16 protein-coding genes are annotated in these 22,457 nt (G+C 27.9%); 9 read left to right on the top strand and 7 right to left on the bottom strand.

Annotated features, from left to right (window positions below):
* Window positions 1-36: 36 nt before the first annotated feature.
* Together EPJ72_RS01900 and EPJ72_RS01895 are read left to right on the top strand one after the other, a co-directional pair.
* Window positions 37-5,790, top strand: a complete 5,754-nt coding sequence (locus tag EPJ72_RS01900) for an Ig-like domain-containing alpha-2-macroglobulin family protein (RefSeq protein WP_147730577.1) — start codon at window positions 37-39, stop codon at window positions 5,788-5,790.
* Between the two features lie 422 nt (window positions 5,791-6,212).
* Window positions 6,213-6,929 (top strand): DUF6198 family protein, encoded by a 717-nt coding sequence (locus EPJ72_RS01895; RefSeq protein WP_147730576.1) that lies wholly within the window; start codon window positions 6,213-6,215, stop codon window positions 6,927-6,929.
* A 102-nt stretch (window positions 6,930-7,031) separates the two neighbouring features.
* Here EPJ72_RS01895 and EPJ72_RS01890 read toward each other — a convergent pair whose 3' ends face one another.
* From EPJ72_RS01890 to EPJ72_RS01870, 5 genes are read right to left on the bottom strand one after another with little or no spacing between them, the layout of a single operon-like run.
* On the bottom strand, window positions 7,032-7,841 hold the full coding sequence (locus EPJ72_RS01890; RefSeq protein ID WP_147730575.1) for a GGDEF domain-containing protein: 810 nt from the start codon (window positions 7,839-7,841) through the stop codon (window positions 7,032-7,034).
* Complete coding sequence (locus tag EPJ72_RS01885; protein WP_147730574.1) at window positions 7,838-8,887, bottom strand: tetratricopeptide repeat protein; 1,050 nt, start codon at window positions 8,885-8,887, stop codon at window positions 7,838-7,840. Before EPJ72_RS01885 ends, EPJ72_RS01890 begins: the two co-directional genes overlap by 4 nt.
* A gap of 15 nt (window positions 8,888-8,902) precedes the next feature.
* Window positions 8,903-9,559: an HAD family hydrolase gene (locus EPJ72_RS01880; RefSeq protein WP_147730573.1), complete on the bottom strand. Its 657-nt coding sequence runs from the start codon at window positions 9,557-9,559 to the stop codon at window positions 8,903-8,905.
* 3 nt (window positions 9,560-9,562) lie between these two features.
* Window positions 9,563-12,340, bottom strand: a complete 2,778-nt coding sequence (gene polA, locus EPJ72_RS01875; protein WP_147730572.1) for a DNA polymerase I — start codon at window positions 12,338-12,340, stop codon at window positions 9,563-9,565.
* A 60-nt stretch (window positions 12,341-12,400) separates the two neighbouring features.
* Window positions 12,401-12,787 (bottom strand): rhodanese-like domain-containing protein, encoded by a 387-nt coding sequence (locus tag EPJ72_RS01870; RefSeq protein ID WP_147730571.1) that lies wholly within the window; start codon window positions 12,785-12,787, stop codon window positions 12,401-12,403.
* A gap of 175 nt (window positions 12,788-12,962) precedes the next feature.
* Between EPJ72_RS01870 and EPJ72_RS01865 the strand changes: the two genes are divergently transcribed.
* The 7 genes from EPJ72_RS01865 to rfaD all read left to right on the top strand — a co-directional run bounded on the left by EPJ72_RS01865 (window position 12,963) and on the right by rfaD (window position 19,378).
* Window positions 12,963-13,355, top strand: a complete 393-nt coding sequence (locus EPJ72_RS01865) for a hypothetical protein (RefSeq protein WP_242004872.1) — start codon at window positions 12,963-12,965, stop codon at window positions 13,353-13,355.
* 62 nt (window positions 13,356-13,417) lie between these two features.
* Complete coding sequence (locus EPJ72_RS01860; protein ID WP_147730570.1) at window positions 13,418-13,807, top strand: hypothetical protein; 390 nt, start codon at window positions 13,418-13,420, stop codon at window positions 13,805-13,807.
* An 85-nt stretch (window positions 13,808-13,892) separates the two neighbouring features.
* Complete coding sequence (locus EPJ72_RS01855) at window positions 13,893-15,179, top strand: glucose-1-phosphate adenylyltransferase (RefSeq protein ID WP_147730569.1); 1,287 nt, start codon at window positions 13,893-13,895, stop codon at window positions 15,177-15,179.
* Between the two features lie 163 nt (window positions 15,180-15,342).
* Window positions 15,343-16,212: a toxin A gene (locus EPJ72_RS01850; protein WP_147730568.1), complete on the top strand. Its 870-nt coding sequence runs from the start codon at window positions 15,343-15,345 to the stop codon at window positions 16,210-16,212.
* 13 nt (window positions 16,213-16,225) lie between these two features.
* The gene (locus tag EPJ72_RS01845) at window positions 16,226-17,320 is read left to right on the top strand and encodes an FtsW/RodA/SpoVE family cell cycle protein (RefSeq protein WP_147730567.1); all 1,095 of its coding nucleotides are present in this window, start codon (window positions 16,226-16,228) and stop codon (window positions 17,318-17,320) included.
* Window positions 17,317-18,399: a UDP-N-acetylglucosamine--N-acetylmuramyl-(pentapeptide) pyrophosphoryl-undecaprenol N-acetylglucosamine transferase gene (locus EPJ72_RS01840; protein ID WP_147730566.1), complete on the top strand. Its 1,083-nt coding sequence runs from the start codon at window positions 17,317-17,319 to the stop codon at window positions 18,397-18,399. The genes EPJ72_RS01845 and EPJ72_RS01840 overlap by 4 nt, the downstream gene beginning before the upstream one ends.
* Window positions 18,400-18,430: 31 nt before the next feature.
* Complete coding sequence (rfaD, locus tag EPJ72_RS01835) at window positions 18,431-19,378, top strand: ADP-glyceromanno-heptose 6-epimerase (RefSeq protein WP_147730565.1); 948 nt, start codon at window positions 18,431-18,433, stop codon at window positions 19,376-19,378.
* Between the two features lie 3 nt (window positions 19,379-19,381).
* Here the strand turns inward: rfaD and EPJ72_RS01830 are convergent, their stop codons facing one another.
* Window positions 19,382-19,804, bottom strand: coding sequence for a hypothetical protein (locus tag EPJ72_RS01830; RefSeq protein ID WP_147730564.1), 423 nt, complete (start codon window positions 19,802-19,804; stop codon window positions 19,382-19,384).
* Window positions 19,797-22,352 carry a YfhO family protein gene (locus EPJ72_RS01825; RefSeq protein WP_147730563.1) on the bottom strand — a complete coding sequence of 852 codons (2,556 nt, stop codon included), beginning with the start codon at window positions 22,350-22,352 and terminating at the stop codon, window positions 19,797-19,799. Before EPJ72_RS01825 ends, EPJ72_RS01830 begins: the two co-directional genes overlap by 8 nt.
* Window positions 22,353-22,457 lie beyond the last annotated feature (105 nt).

The following is a 22,457-nucleotide window of genomic DNA, read 5'->3' as shown; positions in this document are numbered from 1 at the left end:
TATAACATTAGAATTGAATATTATCTGGGGGTATTTATGGGAAAGTCCATTCTAATACTAAAAACATTTTATATTATTATTATGTCATTTATTTTTATGAGCAGTTTATCTTTATTTGGTGCTGTTAGTATCGACAGAACTACTCCTATCGGAGAGAATACAAGCAGAGCTAACTACGAAGCAATAACAGTAACCTTCAATCAGCAAATGATTGCATTGCAAGCTGTAAAAGAAGTAACTAATCAATATTTTAATTTTAATATAGATGTTAAAGGTAAATACAGGTGGCTTTCTGTTAATACTTTGGCTTTTTATCCTAGTGAGAGTTTGCCGGGCAATACAAAAATAGAAGTTACGCTTAAAAAAGGAATTAAAAGCGAACTTACAGGAGAGGTATTAGAAGATGATTATACTTGGACTTTCAATACTTTAAGACCAATAATGCAAAAAACTTCTCCTTATGACAGACAATCAGACCTTCCTACAGATGTTAATATAGTTATTTATTATAACATGCCAATATACTTGCAAAGTGCAAAAGAGAAAATAGAATTAATAGCAAGCAACAATTATAGAGAGATAGATTTTGATGTTAGGTATGCAAAAATAGAAGATTTAAGAGAATGGGAAATTAATGAATATGAGTTAGAGCAGGTATTAGTTATAAAACCTAAAAATGCTTTAGCCAAAGATGATGAAATAACAGTGTATATAGAAGAAGGGCTCGCTGCAATCAATGGAGATTTAGGCACAGCAGATAATGACACTTTTAATTTCTCTACACATGATAATTTTTATTTTAATGGAGAAGAAGAGCAAACAGTAACAGCTTCATACTCTCCTAAAGCTCCAGAATTAAGATTTAGTACAAGAGTAGAATGGGCTGACTTAATAAAAAACATTGAAATAAGCCCGCAAATTCAGCTTCCTACACAAGAAGAAATAGAACAAAACTCATGGTCTTCTAAAAGCTTCTCACTTTATGCACTTAGATTTAACCCTAATATCACTTATAATATAAAAATCAAAGGAAGCTTAAAAGATATTTACGGACAAACTTTAGGCGAAGAGCAAAACATTACTTTAAATGTTACAGATTATAACCCAAGTGTTTCAATACCATCTGGAATGGGAGTTGTAGAATCTTATGAAGGCGTAAAACTTCCAGTGCAGGTAATGAACCCTAACACTATTTATATACAAAGCAGATATGTTGATAAAGAAAATATTATACCTTTCTTGTTTGTAAATAGAGAAGTATATAGATATGATGAAAGTGCTGAGTTTAGAAATTATACTAATCAATATAAAAACTTATTTGGCTATAATAACAATACAGAATATACTCCAAATGTTGAAAGAAATAGATACATTACAACAGCACTCTATTTAACAAATTATGTGAATAATAAAGAGTACGGACTTTTATCAATAGAGTTTAAAACTAAAACAGGCTACCAAAGCGAGTACGATTATTCAACATCTTCTCAAATACAAATAACATCTATGGGAGTAACAGGAAAGTTTTCGGGCGATTCAAATACAATATTTGTAACAGACTTAAAAACAGGAATGCCTGTTGCAGGTGCAGAAGTAGAGATAAGAGATGATTTTAATAGAGTATTAGAAAAAGCAACAACAGATGAAAACGGAATAGCTACTACTAAAGGTTTTAGAAGTTTTGGAATAAAAAGAGCAAGCAGATGGGATACTCCAAGACAATGGGCAATAGTTACAAAAGGTGATGATGTATCTTTCATAAATAGCGATTGGGGCACAGGCGTTTCCCCTTGGAGAATGGATATAAGTTATGATTATTCACCTGCTGATAAAGAGTATAATGGTTCTATGTTTACAGAGAGAGGACTTTATAAGGCAGGCGAAGAGGTGCATATAAAAGGTGTTGTAAGAGAAAATATTATTGGAAATTGGAATATACCTACTAATTTGAAAGATGGTTCATTTACTGTTAATAACTCAAGAGGAGAAGAGATTTATAAGGGAGATGTAAGTTTAAATGAATTTGGTTCTTATTTAATAGACTTTACTCTTCCTGCAGATGCTCCTACTGGTTATTATAGCGTGAGAGTTGCATTTAATTCTAATGAAAAAAATAATGAAGAAGAGCTTTATAGTTTATCACAGAGCTTTAGAGTTGAAGAGTTTAAGCCTTTAGAATATGAAAGCAGACTTTGGGTTGAAGATAAAAATTATTATTTAGGCGACACTATGCCTATTAAGATGTCTGGCTGGTATTTATTCGGCGAGCCTATGATATCTAATAGAGTTGATTATAATATATCTATGAATGAAACTTTCTTCACTCCTCCTAACAATGCAGGATTTAGATTCACAAAATTAAGCTGGTTTGAAGATGAGTATTATAATAATTATTATTCTACAATAGCTACAGGCACTGGTTCATTAGATGAAAACGGAGAATATGCTTATAGTCCGACAGTGGATGCAAGCCTCTCGATACATTCTGCTTATGTTACAATAGAAGCAACTGTGTTAGGTGAAGATTCTCAAAAAGTAAGTACAACTAAAAGCGTGTTGGTTCATGGAAGTGATTATTATATTGGTATAAAAAGACAAGGTTATTTCTTGGAGACTGATAAGCCTACAGAGTTAGAGTTTATTGCAGTTGATGCTGAAGGAAACAGACTTGAAGGTAAAAAAATAGAAGTTCAAGTTATAAGAAGGCATTGGGAGTCTGTAAGAAAGGCTATAACAGGCGGAAGATTTGAATGGGAATCTACTCAAATTGATGATGTTATTGAAACTACTACAGTTACAACAAAAAAAGACCCTGTTGCATATAGCTTTACTCCTACAAATTCAGGACTTTATATAATATTAGCAAGGGCAAAAGACTCTAAAAATAGAGAAGTTGCAGCTGATGAATATATGTATGTTATAGGTAAAGATTATGCTCCTTGGGCTATGTTTGATGATGATTTGCTTGAGCTTATCACAGAAAAAGAAGAGTATAAACCTTATGAAACAGCAAGAATAATGGTAAAATCTCCTTATGAATCTGCTGCTGCTTTAGTAACAGTTGAGAGAGAATATGTAATAGATTCTTTTGTTACAAATATTGAAGGTTCTACTGCTTTAATAGAAGTGCCTATAAAACCTGAATATTTACCTAATGTTTATGTGGGTGTTTCACTTGTTAAGGGTAGAGTTGAAAATGAGTCTTATACTAATTATGCTACTGACGAAGGAAAGCCATCATTTAAGATTGGTTATGCAGGGCTTTCAGTATCTCCTCGTGAAAAAGAGCTTAATGTAACAATAACAAAATCTGCTGATAGTTTAGAGCCTCGTGATGAGATGACAGTTGATTTATATGTTGAAACTAAAGAAAGTGAGCCTATGGAAACAGAAGTTATGCTAAGTGTGGTTGATGTTGGAGTATTGAATTTAATAGGCTATAAAACTCCAAATTGGTTTAATACTTTCTACGGACAGAGACCTTTGAGTGTTGCAAGTGCCGACACAAGAATACACTTAATAGGTCAGCGTAACTATGGCGAGAAAGGGGACACACCGGGCGGAGACGGTATGAGAGCAGACAATATGCTTATGGCCAAAGTTGAGGCTATGGGTATGGATGTATTCAGTATAAGAAAAAATTTCTTAACAACTGCTTTCTATCAAGGTAGAGTAAAAACTGATGCTAATGGTAAAGCTACTGTTACATTTAATTTGCCTGATAACATTACATCTTTTAGAATAATGGCTTCTGCTATAAATAAAGACGGTTATTTCGGTGCTTCTGATGATGTTGTGGTAGTTAAGAAAAATATTATGCTTATGCCTACACTTCCAGAGTTTGCTTATGTTGAAGATAAGTTTAAGGCTGGAAGCATAGTATACAATTATTCTGATAAAGATTTAGAGATAGAAGTTCAGGCTGTATCTTCTAATGCTTTAATACAAAATGCTAATCAAAAAATAACTGTGCCTAAAGGCGGTAATGCTGATGTAAGATTTGATATTATAGCTACAAATAGCGGAGAGGCTAAAGTTACAATACTTGCTAAAGGCGGGGAATATACTGATGCTGTAGAGAAAACATTTAAAGTTAATATTCCTATGACTACAGAATCTGTTGCAGCATTCTCAAGCACTACAAATAGCAATACTGATTTAATGATTAGAGTGCCAAATGCTACAGAGGCTTATAAAGGTGCTGGAAGTTTAGAAGTTTATATGTCTCCTAGTGTATTTAGCGAACTTACAGGGGGAATAAATTATCTTATAAATTATCCTTATCTTTGTTTAGAGCAACAGTTATCAAGAGTGTACCCTATAATAACATCTAAGAGATTATTAGTTGATATGAAGCTTACTGATATAGCAGAACAAGAATTAGACAATACAGTAAACAGCTTCTTAAAAGCTATGCCTACTTATCAAAGTGCTAACGGAGGATTCTCTTATTATCCTAGCAAAACTTGGATATCTCCTTGGCTTACTGCTTATGCTGCTGAGACTATGATTAAAGCTAAAAAAGAGGGCTACACTATAGACGAAAACTCTCTAAAATTGGCATTAGAATATATTAATAATTATGCTAAGAGCGGAGAGGCTGAAAAACCTAGCTTCTGGTTTGATGAGTATATTAATCTTTCATCTATAGCTTATATTGCGGCAGTTCTTGCAGAAGGTGAATACAAGAATAACGATGTGAAAGCTATAATAGACAGAATATATCCTCAAGTTAATAATATACCTTTCTATGGACAGGTGCAATTAATGAGAGCTATGTATTATAATAAATACAATAACAAAGCATTTGCTGATGTTAGACAATATATACTTAACACTATAAAAGAAGACCCTAATACTGCTCATTATGAACTAGAAGAGAGATATAAAAATCTTTATTGGATACACTCTTCATCAGTGAGAGATACTTCAGCTGCTTTATATGCTTTAATTGAGACAGGTTATGATAATGCTATCAATGAAAAAGTGGTTCGCTGGCTTGTTCAGTCAAGAAAAAACGGAAGATATTTAAACACTCAAGACAATGTATCAGTATTTGCTGCTATGAATATGTATTATAAAAAATACGAAAATGTTAAACCTAATTTCAAAGCAGAGTTTATATATCAGGGTAAAACTTTACTTGCTGAAAACTTTAATTCAAGAACTCAGCCTAGCTTAACACAAAATTATGCTTTAAGTGAGTTTATGAATGAGAGATTAAGCAATTTAAATACAAGAGCTTCTATAGCAAATATTAGAAGAAATGGTGCTGGAAGACTTTATTATGGTGTAAGACTTACTTATGCTCCTCGTGAGTTGGCTGTTAATAGAGATATGGGAATAAATATTGTCAGAGAGTATCAAACTAAAGACGGAAGAGTATTAGACCTTACTAAAGAGAAATTCAAACAAGGCGAAGAATATGTTGTTGTGGTAAAAGTTACAGTTCCTTATGAAAGACATTTCGTTGTGGTGGATACTCCTATTGCTTCTGGTATGAGAATATTAAACTCTTCATTTGCTACAGAAAGCAGCGAAATTAAAAACATTACAGGAAATTATAATAATACTTGGTGGTGGGGCGGATTTAATCACATTGAAAACTATAATGATAAAATATTGTTATTTGCTGATGTTCTTGATAAGGGTGAGCATGTATACAAATATGTAGTTCGTGCTGTTACACCTGGTGAATATTTACTTCCTGCTACTAAGGCTGAAGAGATGTATAATCCAGAGGTGTTCGGTTATGACGGACAGCATAAAGTTGTTATAGAAGCTAAATAATAAAATAATTTAGACACATTAATTTGAGGCGGTATCTTTTATAAAGTATCGCCTTTTTAAATACTACTTTTGATTCTAAAACTATCCAAATTTTATTTTTAATCTCTTCACCGCACGCAGAGTAAAATTATAAATATATATTTAATTATTAATTTTAATTTTTATTATATATAAAATTTTATTCACCGTGCGTAGGAGATATTTTGAAATTTAAAAAAACTTGGGCGGGGGCTCTAATTTCTATATAAATATTAAATATAATAAAAATAAAAAATTCAAAATAAATTATAATAAATAAAGGGCGGGAATTCCAAATAAATTCAAAATAAACTTATAATAAATTCCTTGATTAGTATTTAATTATCTATATAATATATGAATTAAAAAATAATAAGTATACATACTATATAAGGATAAATCTTATGATATCAGAAAATGAGCTTTCATTAGATAATAAAAATAAATATTTTATAATTAGCGGCGAATTAGCATTGATTTTAGTTGTAATTATGAACAGTTTTGGTGTGGTATTAATGCTTTATTCAGGTTCTGGAATATCTGTTATATCAAGTGTGCCATATGCTTTTTCTGAAGTTATCAAAAAAATATCTCTTGGAACTTTTACTTATATTTTTCAATCTTCGCTCGTATTAATACTCATGATATTAAGAAAAAAATTTGTTGGAGAATATTTATTTAGTTTTGTTGTAGGATTTTGTTTTGGTAAATTTGTGGATATACATGCTGCTTGGATCAATTATCTTCCATTAACCATAACAAGCAGAATAATATATTTTATAATAAGTTATTTTATATTAGCATTTGGAATAGCTTTATCAAATAGATGTGGACTTCCTATAATACCTACTGATTTATTCACAAGAGAGTTACATAGTATAATAAAAGTACCGTATTCTAAAATAAAAATAACATGTGATATAATTTGTCTTTTAACAACAGCAATAATTACATTTATTTTTTTAGGTCATATAAAAGGTCTTGGAATAGGGACTATATTTACAGCTTGTACGCTTGGAAAGGCAGTTGATTTTGTAGGTAAAATACTTGATAAAAGAATAGAATTTGTTCCATACATAAAAAAATATTTCATAAAAAACATAAAATATAATCTTATATGATAATATTTTAAAATTATGATGAATAGAAAGCTATATCTTTTTAGGTATAGCTTTTTTATTTATAGGTATAAGAAGAAAATCATTTAAGAAAATAAATAAATTTTAACTATTAAAAACAATGCTTTTGTTTCTTCCTGTTTCTTTTGCTTTATATAATGCTTTATCTGCTTTTTCTATTAAACTATTAATTGTATCATCATCTGTTTTAATTGCACCGCCGAATGAAGCAGTTGCTTTTAGAGAATATTCATCGGTTGAAAAATCTGTTTCATATATTTTCTTTCTTATAATCTCCATTATATTAAAAAGCTCTTTTTTAGTTTTTGTATCAATAACTGTAGTAAACTCTTCTCCTCCGTATCTTGCAAGAAGTGAATTATATTTAATCTTTTTTAGAGTTTCTCTCATTACCTTTGAAGCTATTTTCAATACATGATCACCTACATTATGTCCATAATTATCATTATAATGTTTAAACTTATCTAAATCTATTATAATTACAGAATATGTTTCATCCTTTTTGTTTTCCAAATATTTTAATAAATAACCTCTATTGTATAAATTAGTAAGTTTATCTCTATTTGCCAAAAATGATAATTTTTCACTATAGAGTATTATAGATAAATGATTTACTAATATTTCTAAATATTCTTTTTCAATAGAGCTTTCTATTATTAAATATCCAAACTCATAATTTCTTGCCTGCAATTTATATTTATTATGATTTTCTTTTAATATATTTTTTGAAGTTGAATACCATAGATTTGAATTATTATCTTTATAAAAATATAAGGCAAAATTTTTTATTATTTTTTTAGAGCTTTTTTCAAATGTTTTTATTATGCCGTCTACAGAAAATGGTTCAGGTATATTATTTAGAGTTTTTATTATTTTATTTATTTCTTTAATCATTTTATATATAAGCTGTTAATTATTTCTTTTGCTAAAAATATTAAATTATTGCTTGTAGCGAGTGTTGATATAATAGTAAGCACTATTGACTCTTCTTCTTTTACTACTATTGCCATAGCATTAAATAAATTATTGTTTTTAGTTTTACAATTAAAAATTATAGAGCCAAATATATCGTTATGTTCTTTTCTTCTTACGACAGATAGAGGAGATATTATAGAATAAAGGTTTTTATTTTCTGCTTTAAAATTATTTAATATTTGAGTTATCTCTTTTTCATCATATTTAGAATTATCATAGCTTAATAATATAGAAATAGTTTTTTCATCGTTTTCAATTTTTAATACATTATTTTCTATACAAGCATTAAAGTTTTCTGGTACAATTAAATTAAATTTATCAGGCTTGGCATTAATTGCGGTAAACTTTGAAAAATGAAACATTGAGTTTTCTTTTTGTTTTTTTATATTATCAATTTTCTCTTGAATATTAGAATCTTTACTAATATTCAAAGCTTTTTCTAATATCTCTATAGCATTATCATATTCATATATTGCAGCATAAACTATAGACATATTAATCATAGATAATACATCTTCTTTGTCTAAAGATATAGCCATTTTAAATTTCTCAATAGCTTCTTTATATTTCATCTCTATTGAAAGCAAAACCCCATACTGTCCATATACACTAGCATTAACATTACCTAAAGATATTATCTCTTCTATAGTTGACTTTGCCTCTTCATATTTGTAAGTGCTAATTAACGCTTCTATTTTGCTTTCTAATATATCTTTATCTTTTGGAAGATACTCTAATGCTTTATCTAAAATATGTATTACACTTTTATAATCTTCTTCTTCATAAAATATGTCAGATAATACTAAATAGCCTTCTTTATAATTAGGCTTTTTATTTATTAATTGCAATGCAATTTTTTTAGCATAATCTAAATTATTCTTTTCTATTAATGTGTTTATTGCAGTTAAAATATTTTCTTTTGGCTCTTTAATTATTTCTTTAATTTCATTTTCTATATTGTCCATTGAAACACTCCATTTTTATTTCCATTCCACTATAGAAAAATTATTCTTTTTGTTGTTTATAGCATATTCTATTAATTTTTTATCAGGATTAACGCATACTTTTTTAGCAGCAAAGGCGAAGAAGGGTAAATCGCTAATAGAATCACTGTATACAATATTTTGAGATATATTTTTTTTAAAAATTCCCTCTGTGAAAAGTCTATGTCTTTTAGCTTCATTGTAGCAATTTTTTCCATACATAAAGCCAGTATATTTATCTCTAAAAATCCATAACTCTGTACCCATAACTCTATCAAATCCTAAATTTTTTCCTATAAACTTTGCATATATTTCAAAACTTGCTGTAACCATTATAAGCTGATAGCCTTCTTCTTTTAATTTATTTATTTCTTTTATAGCATCATTGTAATATAAACTAGGCACAACTGTGTTTGCAAACTCTTCTCCGATACTATCTCCAAACTCTATAGAAATGTTTGTAAAAATATGAGCTATTTCGTATTTAATTCTTGAATTGTCTATAATTTTTAAAAGAAATAAAATAAAATATGGAATTAATCTAATATAATAAATAAAACTTTTAGGATTTTTTTTTAAGTAGAAAAACATAAAAGGTACAATAGAATCTTTTTTTATAATAGTTTTATCCAAATCAAAAAAAGCAATCTTCATAAGTTAATGAATATCTCCCCAACTTAATCCCTTATGTATATCAACTGTAATAGGAACATTAGTTTTAACAGAGTGCTCCATTATCTCTTTCATTATAGTCATCGCCTTATCAGCTTCTTTTTCAGAAACTTCAACAACCAATTCATCATGCACCTGCATAACAATTTTAGCAGTTTTAAAATGATTTTTAAACTCTTTATGTATTGCAATCATAGCAACTTTTATCATATCAGCTGCACTTCCCTGAATGAGTGTGTTTAATGCCATTCTTTCAGCCTCATTTCTTACAACCGCATTTGATGAGTTTATAGTTTTAGATAAATCTCTAATTCTTCCAAGCATAGTTCGTACATAACCTTTAGCTTTTACATCTTCTATCACCTTTTCACAGAATGGTTTTACTTGAGAATATGTTGAAAAATATCCTTTAATAAAATCATCAGCTTCTTTTCTTGATATATTTAATTCTTTTGAAAGTCCGAATGCTGTTTTACCATAGATGATAGAAAAGTTAATTATTTTTGCAGTGTTTCTCATTGAAGGAGTTACATGCTCTTTACTTACAGAATATATTTTCATTGCAGTTTTTCTGTGTATGTCGTCATTGTTTTTGAAAGCTTCTACTAACACAGGGTCATTACTAAAATGTGCTAATAATCTTAACTCTATTTGAGAGTAGTCAGCTGCTATTAATACATTTCCTTTTTCTGCTATAAAAGTGTTTCTAATATCTTTGCCTTCATCGCCTCTTGCAGGTATATTTTGCAAATTAGGCTCTGATGAAGATAAACGTCCTGTTGCTGTTACAGTTTGATTGAAAAAAGCATGTATTCTATTAGTTTTTTTATGTACTAGTGTAGGAAATACATCAAGATATGTGTTTTTTAATTTTGAGTATTTTCTGTAGGTGAGCATATACTCAGCAATTTTTTCTCTTGGTGCTAGATCTCTAAGCACTTCTTCATCGGTTGAATAAGCACCTGTTTTTGTTTTTTTAGTAGATTTTATTTTTAGCTTCTCAAATAAAATATATTCAAGCTGTTTTGGAGATTGTAAATTAAACTCTTCTCCTGCTTGTTGGTATATTTTCTCTTTTGTTTTTTCTAAAAGTGAAGCATATTCATCTGATAAAGATTTCATTTTTTCTGTGCTTATATAAACACCATCAAATTCCATATCAGCAAGCACACTGATAAGAGGCATCTCTACATTAAAAAATAATTCTTCAAGATTATATGTATTTAAAAGCGGAGCAAAATATTCGTAAAATCTAAATGTAATATCAGCATCCTCACAAGCATACTCAACAACATCTTTTAAATCAACATCAAGTAAAGTTTTTTTAGCATTATCTGTAATGTCACTATATTTTATGGTGTTGTATGATAAATAACTTAAAGCAAGGTCGTCCATATTGTATCTGCCTCTGCTTGGGTTAATCAAATAAGCAGCTACCATAGTATCAAAATATATATTGCCAATTTTTTTGTTTATGGCACGCATCATCTTGTATTCATATTTTAAATTATGACCTATTATTTTTATGTCTTCTTTTGCTAAAGTGTCAAACACTAATTTTTTGCAAGCTTCCTTATCTATATTTGTTCTTCCGCTTAAGTCTAAATAAAAAGCTTCTTTTGATTTTATTGCAAATGATATTCCTATTATTTCATCTGTTAAAGTGTCTAACCCTGTAGTTTCAAAATCTATGCATACAAGTTTTTTAGCGTTTATATCATTTAAAAGATTTTTTAGTTCTGTTTCATTTTCTATTAAATAATATTTAGCATTATTATCTTTAGCGTTAGATACTATTGTAGTTTTTTCTGTACTATTTTCTGCATTATTAGTTTCTTTTTTTGTTTGAGATATTTGTACCTTTTCTTCTTTTTTGCTTGAAGAAGAGCCGTATATATATGAATTAATTTTATCTCTTATTTGTTTTAATTCTAAATCATCTAATATTTTATTAACTTCATCTATATTAATTTTATTTTTTTCAATTTCTTTATAATCTATATTTAATTCTTCTATCTCTCTTTTAATTGCAGCAAGTTCATAACTCATATATGCATTGTCTTTATCAGCAATAAGTTTTTCTTGTATCTTTCCTTTTATAGAATCAATATTTTTATAAATGTTGTCTAATGAGTCATATTCTTCAAGGAGTTTTAAAGCTGTTTTCTCTCCAATTCCTTTAACACCCGGTATATTGTCAGAAGCGTCTCCCATTAATGAAAGTAAATCTATAATCTGATTTGGAAATACTCCTCTCTTTTCTTTAACCATATTTATGTCATATTCAACTAATTCATTATCTTTATTGCTTGCTATTACTTTAGTATTATCATCAACAAGCTGAAGTATATCTTTATCAGGAGAATATATTATAGTTTTAATATTTTCTTTTTTATTGTTTTGTGCAATGCATCCTATAATGTCATCAGCCTCATAATTATCAAGAACTATCCTTGTAATTCCAAGTGCATCTATAAGATTATATAATATAGGTATTTGACTTCTTAAATCATCAGGCATGCTTTCTCTATTTTCTTTATAGGCTTTATATATTTCGCTTCTAAAAGTTTGTCTTGAACTGTCTAATGCTATTGCAGTATAATCAGCAGGGTAGGTGTTGATTAAAGAAAAGTATGTTCTTAAAAAACCATTGATTGAAGACACATTTTGACCTTTAGAGTTTATTAGAGGGCGTTTCAAAAAAATAAAATGATATCTATAAAGTATACCAAAAGCATCAATAATAAGAAATGTTTTTTTCATTTTTTTATTATATAACAAAAAGAAAAATTATGCAAAAATATTATTTTTTATTGATATTTATTATTTATTATTTGTAAGCATTGCATTAGCAAAATCTTGATATGCTATATTTTGCAAATTATAAATATTAAGAAATCCATTTGTAGACATTATGCTGGATGCAATGGCAGATCTATTTCCGCTTCTGCAATATACTAAATATTCTTTGTTTTTATCTAACATATCTATTTTTGATTTGAAATCTTGACTTAGTACATCTATATTAATTGAGTTTGGAATATTCCCTGCTAAATATTCTTCTCTTGTTCTAACATCTAGAATTATAAGATTTGTTGAGCTATTTACTAATTTAATTGCTTTTTCTATATTATTAATATTTTTATATCCTTTATTTGAACATGCTAAAAATAAAAAAGAAACAGATAAAATTATTATAATTTTTTTCATTTATTTTTCCTAAAATATGTTAGAATATATAAATGATATTATAATAATTAAGAAAAAAGTCAATTATTTTATTGCTTTTGATTAATTTGTAAAAAACTATTTTTTTTATTATATTTATAATATAATAAAAATTATTTGACGAATATATATTATATAATTTGATTTTAGGATAATAATGAAAAAAATAATATTGTTTTTTATTATAATTATTTGTATCTACTCTTGTTATGATATAGCTTATGTAGGTATTTCCGATAGATATATGGGAACATTTAAAAGCAGACAAAAAATTTTTGGTAATAAATATGATAAGTATTTATATGTAAATGTAAAAAGCGGAGGAGTTATTATATACTTTGGCGGAGAGAATGATACTGATATAACGGGAGTTCCTGGATATCCCCGTATTGAGTACATTAATTTTATAGGCGATGGTAATGTTTATAATTTATATAATAGTGATTATACTTGTAAATTAGTTTTTCTCTCTGATAATCAAGTTGAAGTTACAATGAAAGGTCAAGGTATTGTTAATATTGAGAATGTAGTTTGTGATAAAAGAAATTAGTTATAAAATTAAAAACATATAATACCGATAATATAAAAAATGCATGGAGAGTAATTATTATTATGAAAAAAATATTGTTAATAATGCTATCAATTATGTTTGCTGTTTTATCTTGTAAATCAGCTACCGCTCCTATAGATTCAAAACGCACTGGTACATATGTAAGTGCTAAACCAGTTAATGGCAGTTCTTATCTTGCTATAGCATTTGATGGTGCAGGAGGATTTAAATTATATTATTCACAAGATGCAGCAGGTACTCTTCCGCAAGATGGAAAAGTAAATACAGTTACAGGGGATGATATGAGAGGAGAAGACCCTAATTATAATTTTCAAACAGGTGTAATGGGAGGTACTTTACAATTTATTTCTGATACAGTTATAAAAGTAACAGTTAATTTCAATGATGGATCAGCTGCTTTCAAAGATGTTTTGTGTTATAAGAAAAATTGATATTTCTATACTTCTTGAAAACTTCATTTTTTTTTACTATACTTATTTATATAAATTAAGTGTAAAATAATTTGGAGTTTTTTTTATGAGATCATACAATACAGTAGCTTTAATTTTAGGAGGGGGCAGAGGTACAAGACTCTATCCTCTTGTTAAAGATCGTTCTAAACCTGCAGTTTCACTAGGCGGTCATTACAGAATGATTGACATACCTGTTTCTAACTGTATAAATAGCGGTCTTAGAAATATATATGTTATTACTCAATTTAATAGTGCTTCTCTAAATAATCATATTTACAATGCCTATAGATTTGATAACTTCTCTGGCGGTCATGTTAGTATATTGGCGGCAGAACAAACTGACACTAATATAGATTGGTATCAAGGTACTGCTGATGCTGTAAGAAAAAATCTTGCCCATTTTGATAATGACTATGTTAATAATGTTTTGATACTTTCTGGAGACCAGGTTTATCGTATGGATTATAATGTAATGGTAAGACATATGCTTGAAACCGGTGCTGATATAGTTGTTGGAACTGTCCCTGTAGTTCGTGAAGATGCTAAAGGTTTTGGAGTAATGCTTGTTAATAAAAGAGGACAGATTACTAATTTCCAAGAAAAACCTAAAGAAGATGATGTTTTAGATTCTTTAAAGTTGAGCGATGAACAAAAAAAGATGTTTGAAATAGAAGACCCTAAAAAAGAATATTTGGCTTCTATGGGTATATATGTATTTAGAAGAAATGTTTTGAAAGAGCTTCTTAGCGATGTTACAATGATAGATTTTGGTAAAGATATTATTCCTGAGGCTATCAAAAAATATAAAGTATTTAGTTATGCTTTCCAAGGTTATTGGGAAGATGTAGGTACTATTAAGGCTTATTTTGATGCTAATATATCTTTCGGAAGCAAAAACCCGCCTTTTGATTTTTATGATGAAGATGCTCCTATATATACACATGTTCGTTACTTGTCTTCTTCTAAAGTTGAAAAAGCTGCTATTACTTCTAGTATAATCGCTGACGGATGCAGAATAGAAAATGCTGCTATTAAAGAGTCGGTAATTGGACTTCGTTCTGTTATTCAGAGCGGTTCTACTTTGGAAAAAGTTATTATGATGGGAAGCGACTTTTATGAAACTAGTGAAGATATAGAGAGATTAAATGTTAAGCATTTGCCGAAGGTTGGTATAGGTAAAAAATGTACGCTTAAAAATGTTATTATAGATAAGAATGTTAGAATAGGCAATGAAGTTGTTATTACAAATAAAAAGAAAATTCAGCATCAAGACAGCGAGTTTTACTGTATTAGAGATGGTATAGTAATTATACCTAAAAACACTGTTGTTAAGAGTGGTACGGTAATATAATTTTTTTATTAGGCATTGGGTTCTTACTCAATGCCTTTTTTATTTGATTTTTTACAAAAAAATTCTATCAAAATTATTATTTAAAATCATTTTAATTCTATTGATTTTTTTAATTTATAAAGTATATTATGTTTATAAAATTATATTATATGATTATGTTAAGATGAAAATAAAATTTATTCCTATCATTTTTTTGTTATATATTAGTATTATATATGCAGATATAAATACTCTTTTTAATATAGGTATGGATGATGTTATAATAAATACAAATAATAAACATCAGCTTTATTTTGAACAGAGTTTTGCAGGCGGGTATAATTTTATAAAGTTTAATGCACAAACAAAATTGTATTATAGAACTTCGATTTATAATGATGATAGAACAAATCAAATATTTCAAAAAACAAAGCTTGATTTGGGTATAGAGAATAATTTTTCATTATCATCAGATATGGTTGGTTTGTTTGCAGATATTAGACCATTATCCTTTTTTGGTATAAGGGTCAATGCTTATTTTAATTATATATTCAATATTATGAATTTTGGGTATGCGGGTTTTGATAATAATGATGTAGATTATTCTTATACTGCTTTATTTGGAATGTCTAAAACAGATGCTATTGGTGTAATTGCTGGAATAACACCTTATTTTTTATATAAGCTGCCATATGTTATTTTTATTAATAGTACTAGTTTTAACTATGTTTTTGCAGGAGATAAAAATTATTATTATGATTCAAGAACTGCTATACTTCATAATAAAAGTGAATTTGAAATTATGAATGATTTTTTTATACTTGCTAATATATCTCCTTTTTATATAGGTGCTTCTTATGCTTTAACTTATCTTGTAAACTCAAATATACTAACACATAAATTAGCTATAGTTGGTTTTATTAGTTTTAAATTTTTGCAAAATAGACTATCTCTTGATATATTAGCATCTTCTGGTTTGCATGTAAAATTACCATATTATGATAGCAGTACTTTTGTGGAAGCAAAGGCATCTTTAGTTTATAAAATTTTATAGAGTGTAGGTTTTTATGTTGAAAAGGAAATTGTTACCTGATAAATATTTAGTTATTATATATATAGCGTTACTTGCTGCAGGACTAGTTGCCATATATGGAGCACAAACAATTCATGAACCAAATGAACCTTATTTTTATAATCATCTTAAACTATTAATAATAATGTTGGGAGTTAATGTTGTAATATTAATAGTTCCAGATTTTTTTAATATAATAGATAGATTTATGCCTGCAATACTAATAGGTACTTTATTATTACTTATAGCAGTTTTAATATTTGGTATATCTGTGGAAGGCAGTTATGCTAAGAGATGGTTATCTGTTTTTGGCACTTTTACTATTCAGCCTTCGGAAATAGCTAAAATAACATTAGTTTTATATTTATCTAGTGTATTAGCCAATAAAGGAGATAAACTTAAACATGTTAAAAATGGTTTACTTCCTCCTTTATTTATATTAGCAATTATATGTTTACTTATAATGGTTGAGCCGGATTCTGGTACGGCATTATTATTTGCTATGGTTGGTTTTTCTATGTTTTTTTATGGAGGTATTCCATTAAGATATTTAATTTTTACGGGTATTTTACTTGGGGTTATATTTATAATATTTATACTCAATACTCCATATATGAAGGCTAGGGTAACTTCGTATTTAACACCTCATACACAATCACAAGAAGAGATGTATCAAATTAATAGGGCTAAATTAGCTTTTAATTATGGAGGTATTACTGGGATACCTGATGAAGATATTAGAGAAGTTAGTACTCATTTACCAGCAGCTTTAACAGATTTTATTTTTGCTTCTATTGCACAAAGACATGGGTTTGTAGGTAATATTATTTTATTATTACTATTTTTTTCTTTTACTATTAGAGGATTTATAGTTTCATCTAGAATAAAAGATTTGTTTCTAAAAAACATATCTTTTGGTATAAATATATTTATTAGTACACAAGCATATTTAAATATGATGGTAGCAGCTTTAATGCTTCCTACAACTGGAATGCCTTTACCATTTATAAGTTATGGTAGAAATGCTTTAGTTGTTAATATGATTATGTTTGCTATTTTATTAAAAATAACTCAAAGGAGAGAAGAATGAATATAATTTTATCCGGCGGAGGTACAGCTGGTCATATCACACCTGCTATTTCTATATATGACCATTTAAAAAAACTTGGACATAACCCTAGGCTTGTAGTGGCGGCAAGAGATTATAACTTAATACCGCCTCATTATGATTATAATTATTTAGAGATAAACTCTCCGGGAAATATATTAAAAAATATAGCTTTTTTGCTCAAGTTTATACCTTCAATGTTAAAGGCTAATAATATCATTAATAAACATAAACCTGAATGTATTATAGGAATGGGCGGATTTGTTTCTATGCCTATGTTGTATGTGGCTAAGTTAAAAAAAATACCTATATTTTTATGCGAACAAAACTCTATACCTGGAAAAGTTAATAAAATATTTTATAAAGATGCTAAGGCTTCTTATCTTACTTTTTCTAAGACTTTACAATATATGCCTAAAGGTAAAGTAATGGGAAATCCTGTTAGAGATGATTTCTTTATTGTAAATAGAAAATCTGCTAGAATTATCATGAAATTAAAAGATGATGATAGATTGCTTGTTGTAATGGGAGGCTCTCAAGGGGCATTAAGATTAAATAATATATTTTTAGACTGTATAAAAAATGTAAAAGATAATGTAAATAATTTGCATATAGTATGGCTTGCTGGTCCTAAATGGGGTTCTGAAATAATAGCAAAAGTTAATGATAAGAAAATTACAGATGTAACAGTTCATAGCTATTATAAAGATATGGCTACATTGCTTAATGCTGCTGATTTTGTAGTATCTAGAGCTGGAAGCAGTTCTATTAGTGAGATATTAGCGGTTAATGTGCCTTCACTTTTAGTACCTTTCCCTTATGCTACGGATAATCATCAATATTATAATGCTTTAGAATTAGTAAACAAAGATATGGCTTATTTAATGAATGAGGCGGATCTTGATGCTAAGCAGTTAGGAGATATTATTATAAAAAATTTAAATAATCAAAATAGGCTTGATGTGATAAGAGAGAATATTAGAAAGAATTACACTTCTAGGGCGGTTACTAGTATTGTTAATGATATTCTTAATATTATGCAAGAAATTAAAAGAAAGTAAAAAAAATTATTAAAAGGAGATTTATATATATATGATTATAGTAACTGGCGGTGCTGGTTTTATTGGTTCTAATATAGTTAGGGGATTAAACAATTTAGGTATAAATGATATATTAATAGTAGATAATTTAAAAAATGCTTCAAAACATAAGAATTTAAATAGGGTTGTTTTTGGAGATTATATAGACAAAGAAGATTTTGATGTTTATTCTTTTGTAGAAAATAATAAAGTGGATGCTATATTTCATCAGGGGGCTTGTTCTGATACTATGGAAACTGATGGAAAATATATGATGAAAAATAATTATGAATATAGTCAAAATATTTTGCATGCTTGTTTAGAGAATAAAGTAAGATTCTTTTATGCTTCAAGTGCTTCGGTTTACGGCAATGGGGAAAATGGATTTGTTGAAGATGAAAAAAATGAGTATCCGCTTAATGTTTATGCTTTTTCTAAATATCAATTTGATAGGTATGTTAATATTTTATTTAGAAATAATAAGATTAAGAGTCAGGTTGTGGGCTTAAGATATTTTAATGTATATGGTCCGCAGGAGAATCATAAGGGAAGAATGGCTTCGGTTGCTTTTCATTTATTTAACCAAATTAAAGCAGGTGAGAAAATGAAAATCTTTGAGGGAAGTGAGAATTTCTTAAGAGATTTTATACATGTTGATGATGTAGTAAGTGTGAACAACTTCTTTTTTGAAAACGAAAATATTTCTGGTATATTTAATTGCGGAACTGGTAAGGCTGAAAGTTTTGTAGAGATTGCTAAGGCTCTAAAAGAGGTTTATCCTTCTTCTGAGATAGAATATATTCCTTTCCCAGAGGCTCTTAAAGGAAAGTATCAAAAATATACTCAAGCTGATTTAACTAATTTGAGAAAAGCAGGATATACTAAAGAGTTTATGGATGTTAATACTGGTGTAAAAAAATATGCCAAAGTGCTTGAAGAGAGCGGCGGTTATTTAATGTAATTTTTAAGCGTATATTCTTTTTAAGTTTATAGCATATACTATAATAATTATACTTAAAACAAAAAATATAAAAGATAGTATAAAACTTTTTATAGATGGAAGCATAACTTCTCTATTATTAATTGTATCATAGTATATTGTTATAGTTTTTTTATTTGTAAAAGAGCTATCACTTATCATATTGCTTATTGTAATTTTTTTGTCATCATAAATAAAGCTATAAACTAAATATGGATACTTTCTTTTTATAAGTCCATATTCATAATAACTTGAATCTTCAATACTCGCTTGAACTTTTATAATGTCACCTTTTTTGTATTTCATTATATTAGTAATATTAATATAATTCATTACAATAAAACAAAATAAGAATAATGAAGCCATTATTAATAGTATAATTTTATATTTAATTATTTTTTTATTCATTTGCTTCTTTTTTTCTAAACATTGCTATTATAGAAATTATAATAAACAAAGCCCAAGAAACTATTGTAATATAAGCATATTTCATTGTAGGGTTAAACTCAAATACAATATTATTATCTCCTGCTTCAACATAAACCCCTCTAAATAATAAGTTAGCTTTAAGCAATTCTTTTTTCTCTCCATTAATGCTTACACTCCAATCTGGGCTATATCTCTCTTTTAATACCAAAACACCAGCATCAGGCGTTTGAACATTAAATACTACTTTGTTGTTACTATATTCAAGCATCTCTACTTTGCTTATAGAGTTGCTAACATTCAAAACTATATTGTTTGTATTGTCTGTTATAATAGCCTCTTTTGCTAAATTAAAATTAGGTATTCTCATTCTTCCAAGACCATCATTAAAATCTTTGGCATTATATACGCTATTTACAAACTCATATTTATTTCTATACCCATTAAGTTCATATAATACAGCAGCAGAAAAAGAATCCTGATATTCTGTTATTTTAGTGATATCATTAGCAATCATAGAATTATCTAAATATGTAGGGCTTAATATATATCTTACTCCGAGCAAATCCATTAATCTCGGTTCATATCCTACATAATCATTAATTCTAAATGCTGAAAACATATCAGTTATTTCTTTACTTAATCTGCTTGCTGCTGGCGGTTCTGTTAGTGCTATATTATAATATGGCATTGTATGTGTTGTATATCTATATAGATAAGGAATAAGTATAGGCATTGTAGTTTCATTGCCTTGTTCTCTTAATATATGCTCTGTAATAGGAGTGCCTTCATACATTTTATCTATATTGGATTTTACTATAAATATATTTGCTGTTTGCATTAAGTCTAAAAATAGTATAGCCATAAAAGCGTATGGTAAATATTTATAATATAATTTTTCTTTGTTTGCTATTATGATATATAAAAAAGTTATTATTGTACCTATTATTAATATGCTTATTTTGCCTGTATCATAAACTGAGAATAAAATAAATATTATTAAAGGAGCCGCTAATAAATATTTATCTTTTAATGTTATCTCTTTTAAAGAAACAGAATTCATTATTAAAAGTGTTACTGTAGATGATATTAGAGCTAATCTTATAAAAGACATTGATATATTTTTTGCTATCAATAGAGATTTATCTTGCCAGTCAGCAATAAATGCATTTTGTATTAAGCCGTTTAATAGTATAGTGATAACAGCAAATACAACAGATAAAATTAATACAGCATACATTATTTTTTGTGCTATAATTATGCCTATATATTCATCTTCTAAGTATTTTAGCAGCTTATCTTCTTTTTTTGCTTTTATTGCTTTGAATATATAATCTGCTGCAAATGCTGAAAGTATTGCAAATGGTATAGGTATAATTTCTATAAATTTATTAGGGTTTCTTGCATCTCTAAATATTGGTATTTGAAATAATGCTCCGTATATGATAGGCAAATACCTCCCAAAACTTGCTATTAAAAAAAATAAAGCAGTACCTATCCAAAAATATTTTTCGCTGTATTTTTTTTTGCTTATAAATATTGCAAATATTATAAATAAAAAAGTTATATATCCAATATTTACAGCAGTGAGAGAGAAGTTTGAAGTTTTTGGCTCTCCGTTCATATTAGCTATTCTTCCCCAGTATGGATGAGTTTCACTTCCAGAATAATACCCAAAAAGTCCGGGTACAAAAAATCCTAATACTTCTTCAGGCGGATAAGACCATCTTGTAGCCCAATTCCATAAGTCTTCTTTATTTTCTACTCCCGCAGCTCCCATGTCTTGAGTGTTTTTTGTAACCATTATAACTTGTATAGACATTAAAAAAGAAAATACTGCAACTAATGCAAACTTTACACACAACAATATTATTTTTTTTATATCAGTTTTTATAAAGTCAACTAATTTTAGATTATTTTTCTTGCTGTATAATAAATATAAAAAACAACAAGAGAGAAACAAAGCAAAATACATTGCCACATCTAAAGCTCCTCCCAAAAAAGCAATGCCTAAAAAAGCACCTGTAAAAAAGAAATCTCTCCACTTCTCAGTATTCATTGCTTTTGATAAGAAATATAAAACCAAAGGAAAATAACAATAAGTTTCAAATTTTCCTAAATGCCCGGGAAGTATAAGAGTAAATATTGCATTAGAAAACATCAAAGCAATTCCCCCAAATATGGAAGCATTTATTGATAATTTCTTTTCTCTTAAAAATAAAAATAATCCATAACCCATTACAGCTATATGAAACATAATTGTAACTTGAGGGTATATTTTATACGGTAAAATAGTCATTAGTAAAGATTTTGGGTGTATAGGCACAGTTGCAGGTGCTGATATTGTAAAATAGGCATTATTCCAAAAGTATAAATTGCCGCTTAATACAGTATCTTTAATATTTTTTATGTCCCAAAGAATAACATCTCCCATTTGAAGATAAGAAAATGTTAAATTGCTTGCAAAAAAAAGTATAGAAAGTATTATAAATATAATAGGATATTTTATTTCGCTTTTTACTGATTTCATAATTATTCTGCTTCCTTTTTGTATATACGATTAAATAATAGTTATTAGATAAAAAACATTTAATAAGCTATGATATATAAAAGATATAGTATTGTCAAGGAGTTT

This window comes from Brachyspira pilosicoli (assembly GCF_008016535.1).
GTDB lineage: Bacteria > Spirochaetota > Brachyspiria > Brachyspirales > Brachyspiraceae > Brachyspira > Brachyspira pilosicoli_A.
The sequence above is the reverse complement of the archived record's forward strand: the minus strand, read 5'-3'. Positions and strand labels throughout refer to the sequence as shown.

What these genes read in the sequence shown, in the direction of transcription:
- EPJ72_RS01860 (WP_147730570.1), top strand. Translation starts at nt 13,418, where the DNA reads ATGAAAAAAATATTGTTAATAATGCTATCAATTATGTTTGCTGTTTTA.
- EPJ72_RS01880 (WP_147730573.1), bottom strand. Translation starts at nt 9,559, where the DNA reads ATGAAGATTGCTTTTTTTGATTTGGATAAAACTATTATAAAAAAAGAT.
- EPJ72_RS01850 (WP_147730568.1), top strand. Translation starts at nt 15,343, where the DNA reads ATGAAAATAAAATTTATTCCTATCATTTTTTTGTTATATATTAGTATT.
- EPJ72_RS01840 (WP_147730566.1), top strand. Translation starts at nt 17,317, where the DNA reads ATGAATATAATTTTATCCGGCGGAGGTACAGCTGGTCATATCACACCT.
- EPJ72_RS01865 (WP_242004872.1), top strand. Translation starts at nt 12,963, where the DNA reads ATGAAAAAAATAATATTGTTTTTTATTATAATTATTTGTATCTACTCT.
- EPJ72_RS01830 (WP_147730564.1), bottom strand. Translation starts at nt 19,804, where the DNA reads ATGAATAAAAAAATAATTAAATATAAAATTATACTATTAATAATGGCT.
- EPJ72_RS01845 (WP_147730567.1), top strand. Translation starts at nt 16,226, where the DNA reads ATGTTGAAAAGGAAATTGTTACCTGATAAATATTTAGTTATTATATAT.
- EPJ72_RS01890 (WP_147730575.1), bottom strand. Translation starts at nt 7,841, where the DNA reads ATGATTAAAGAAATAAATAAAATAATAAAAACTCTAAATAATATACCT.
- polA (WP_147730572.1), bottom strand. Translation starts at nt 12,340, where the DNA reads ATGAAAAAAACATTTCTTATTATTGATGCTTTTGGTATACTTTATAGA.
- EPJ72_RS01885 (WP_147730574.1), bottom strand. Translation starts at nt 8,887, where the DNA reads ATGGACAATATAGAAAATGAAATTAAAGAAATAATTAAAGAGCCAAAA.
- EPJ72_RS01825 (WP_147730563.1), bottom strand. Translation starts at nt 22,352, where the DNA reads ATGAAATCAGTAAAAAGCGAAATAAAATATCCTATTATATTTATAATA.
- EPJ72_RS01900 (WP_147730577.1), top strand. Translation starts at nt 37, where the DNA reads ATGGGAAAGTCCATTCTAATACTAAAAACATTTTATATTATTATTATG.
- EPJ72_RS01855 (WP_147730569.1), top strand. Translation starts at nt 13,893, where the DNA reads ATGAGATCATACAATACAGTAGCTTTAATTTTAGGAGGGGGCAGAGGT.
- rfaD (WP_147730565.1), top strand. Translation starts at nt 18,431, where the DNA reads ATGATTATAGTAACTGGCGGTGCTGGTTTTATTGGTTCTAATATAGTT.
- EPJ72_RS01870 (WP_147730571.1), bottom strand. Translation starts at nt 12,787, where the DNA reads ATGAAAAAAATTATAATAATTTTATCTGTTTCTTTTTTATTTTTAGCA.
- EPJ72_RS01895 (WP_147730576.1), top strand. Translation starts at nt 6,213, where the DNA reads ATGATATCAGAAAATGAGCTTTCATTAGATAATAAAAATAAATATTTT.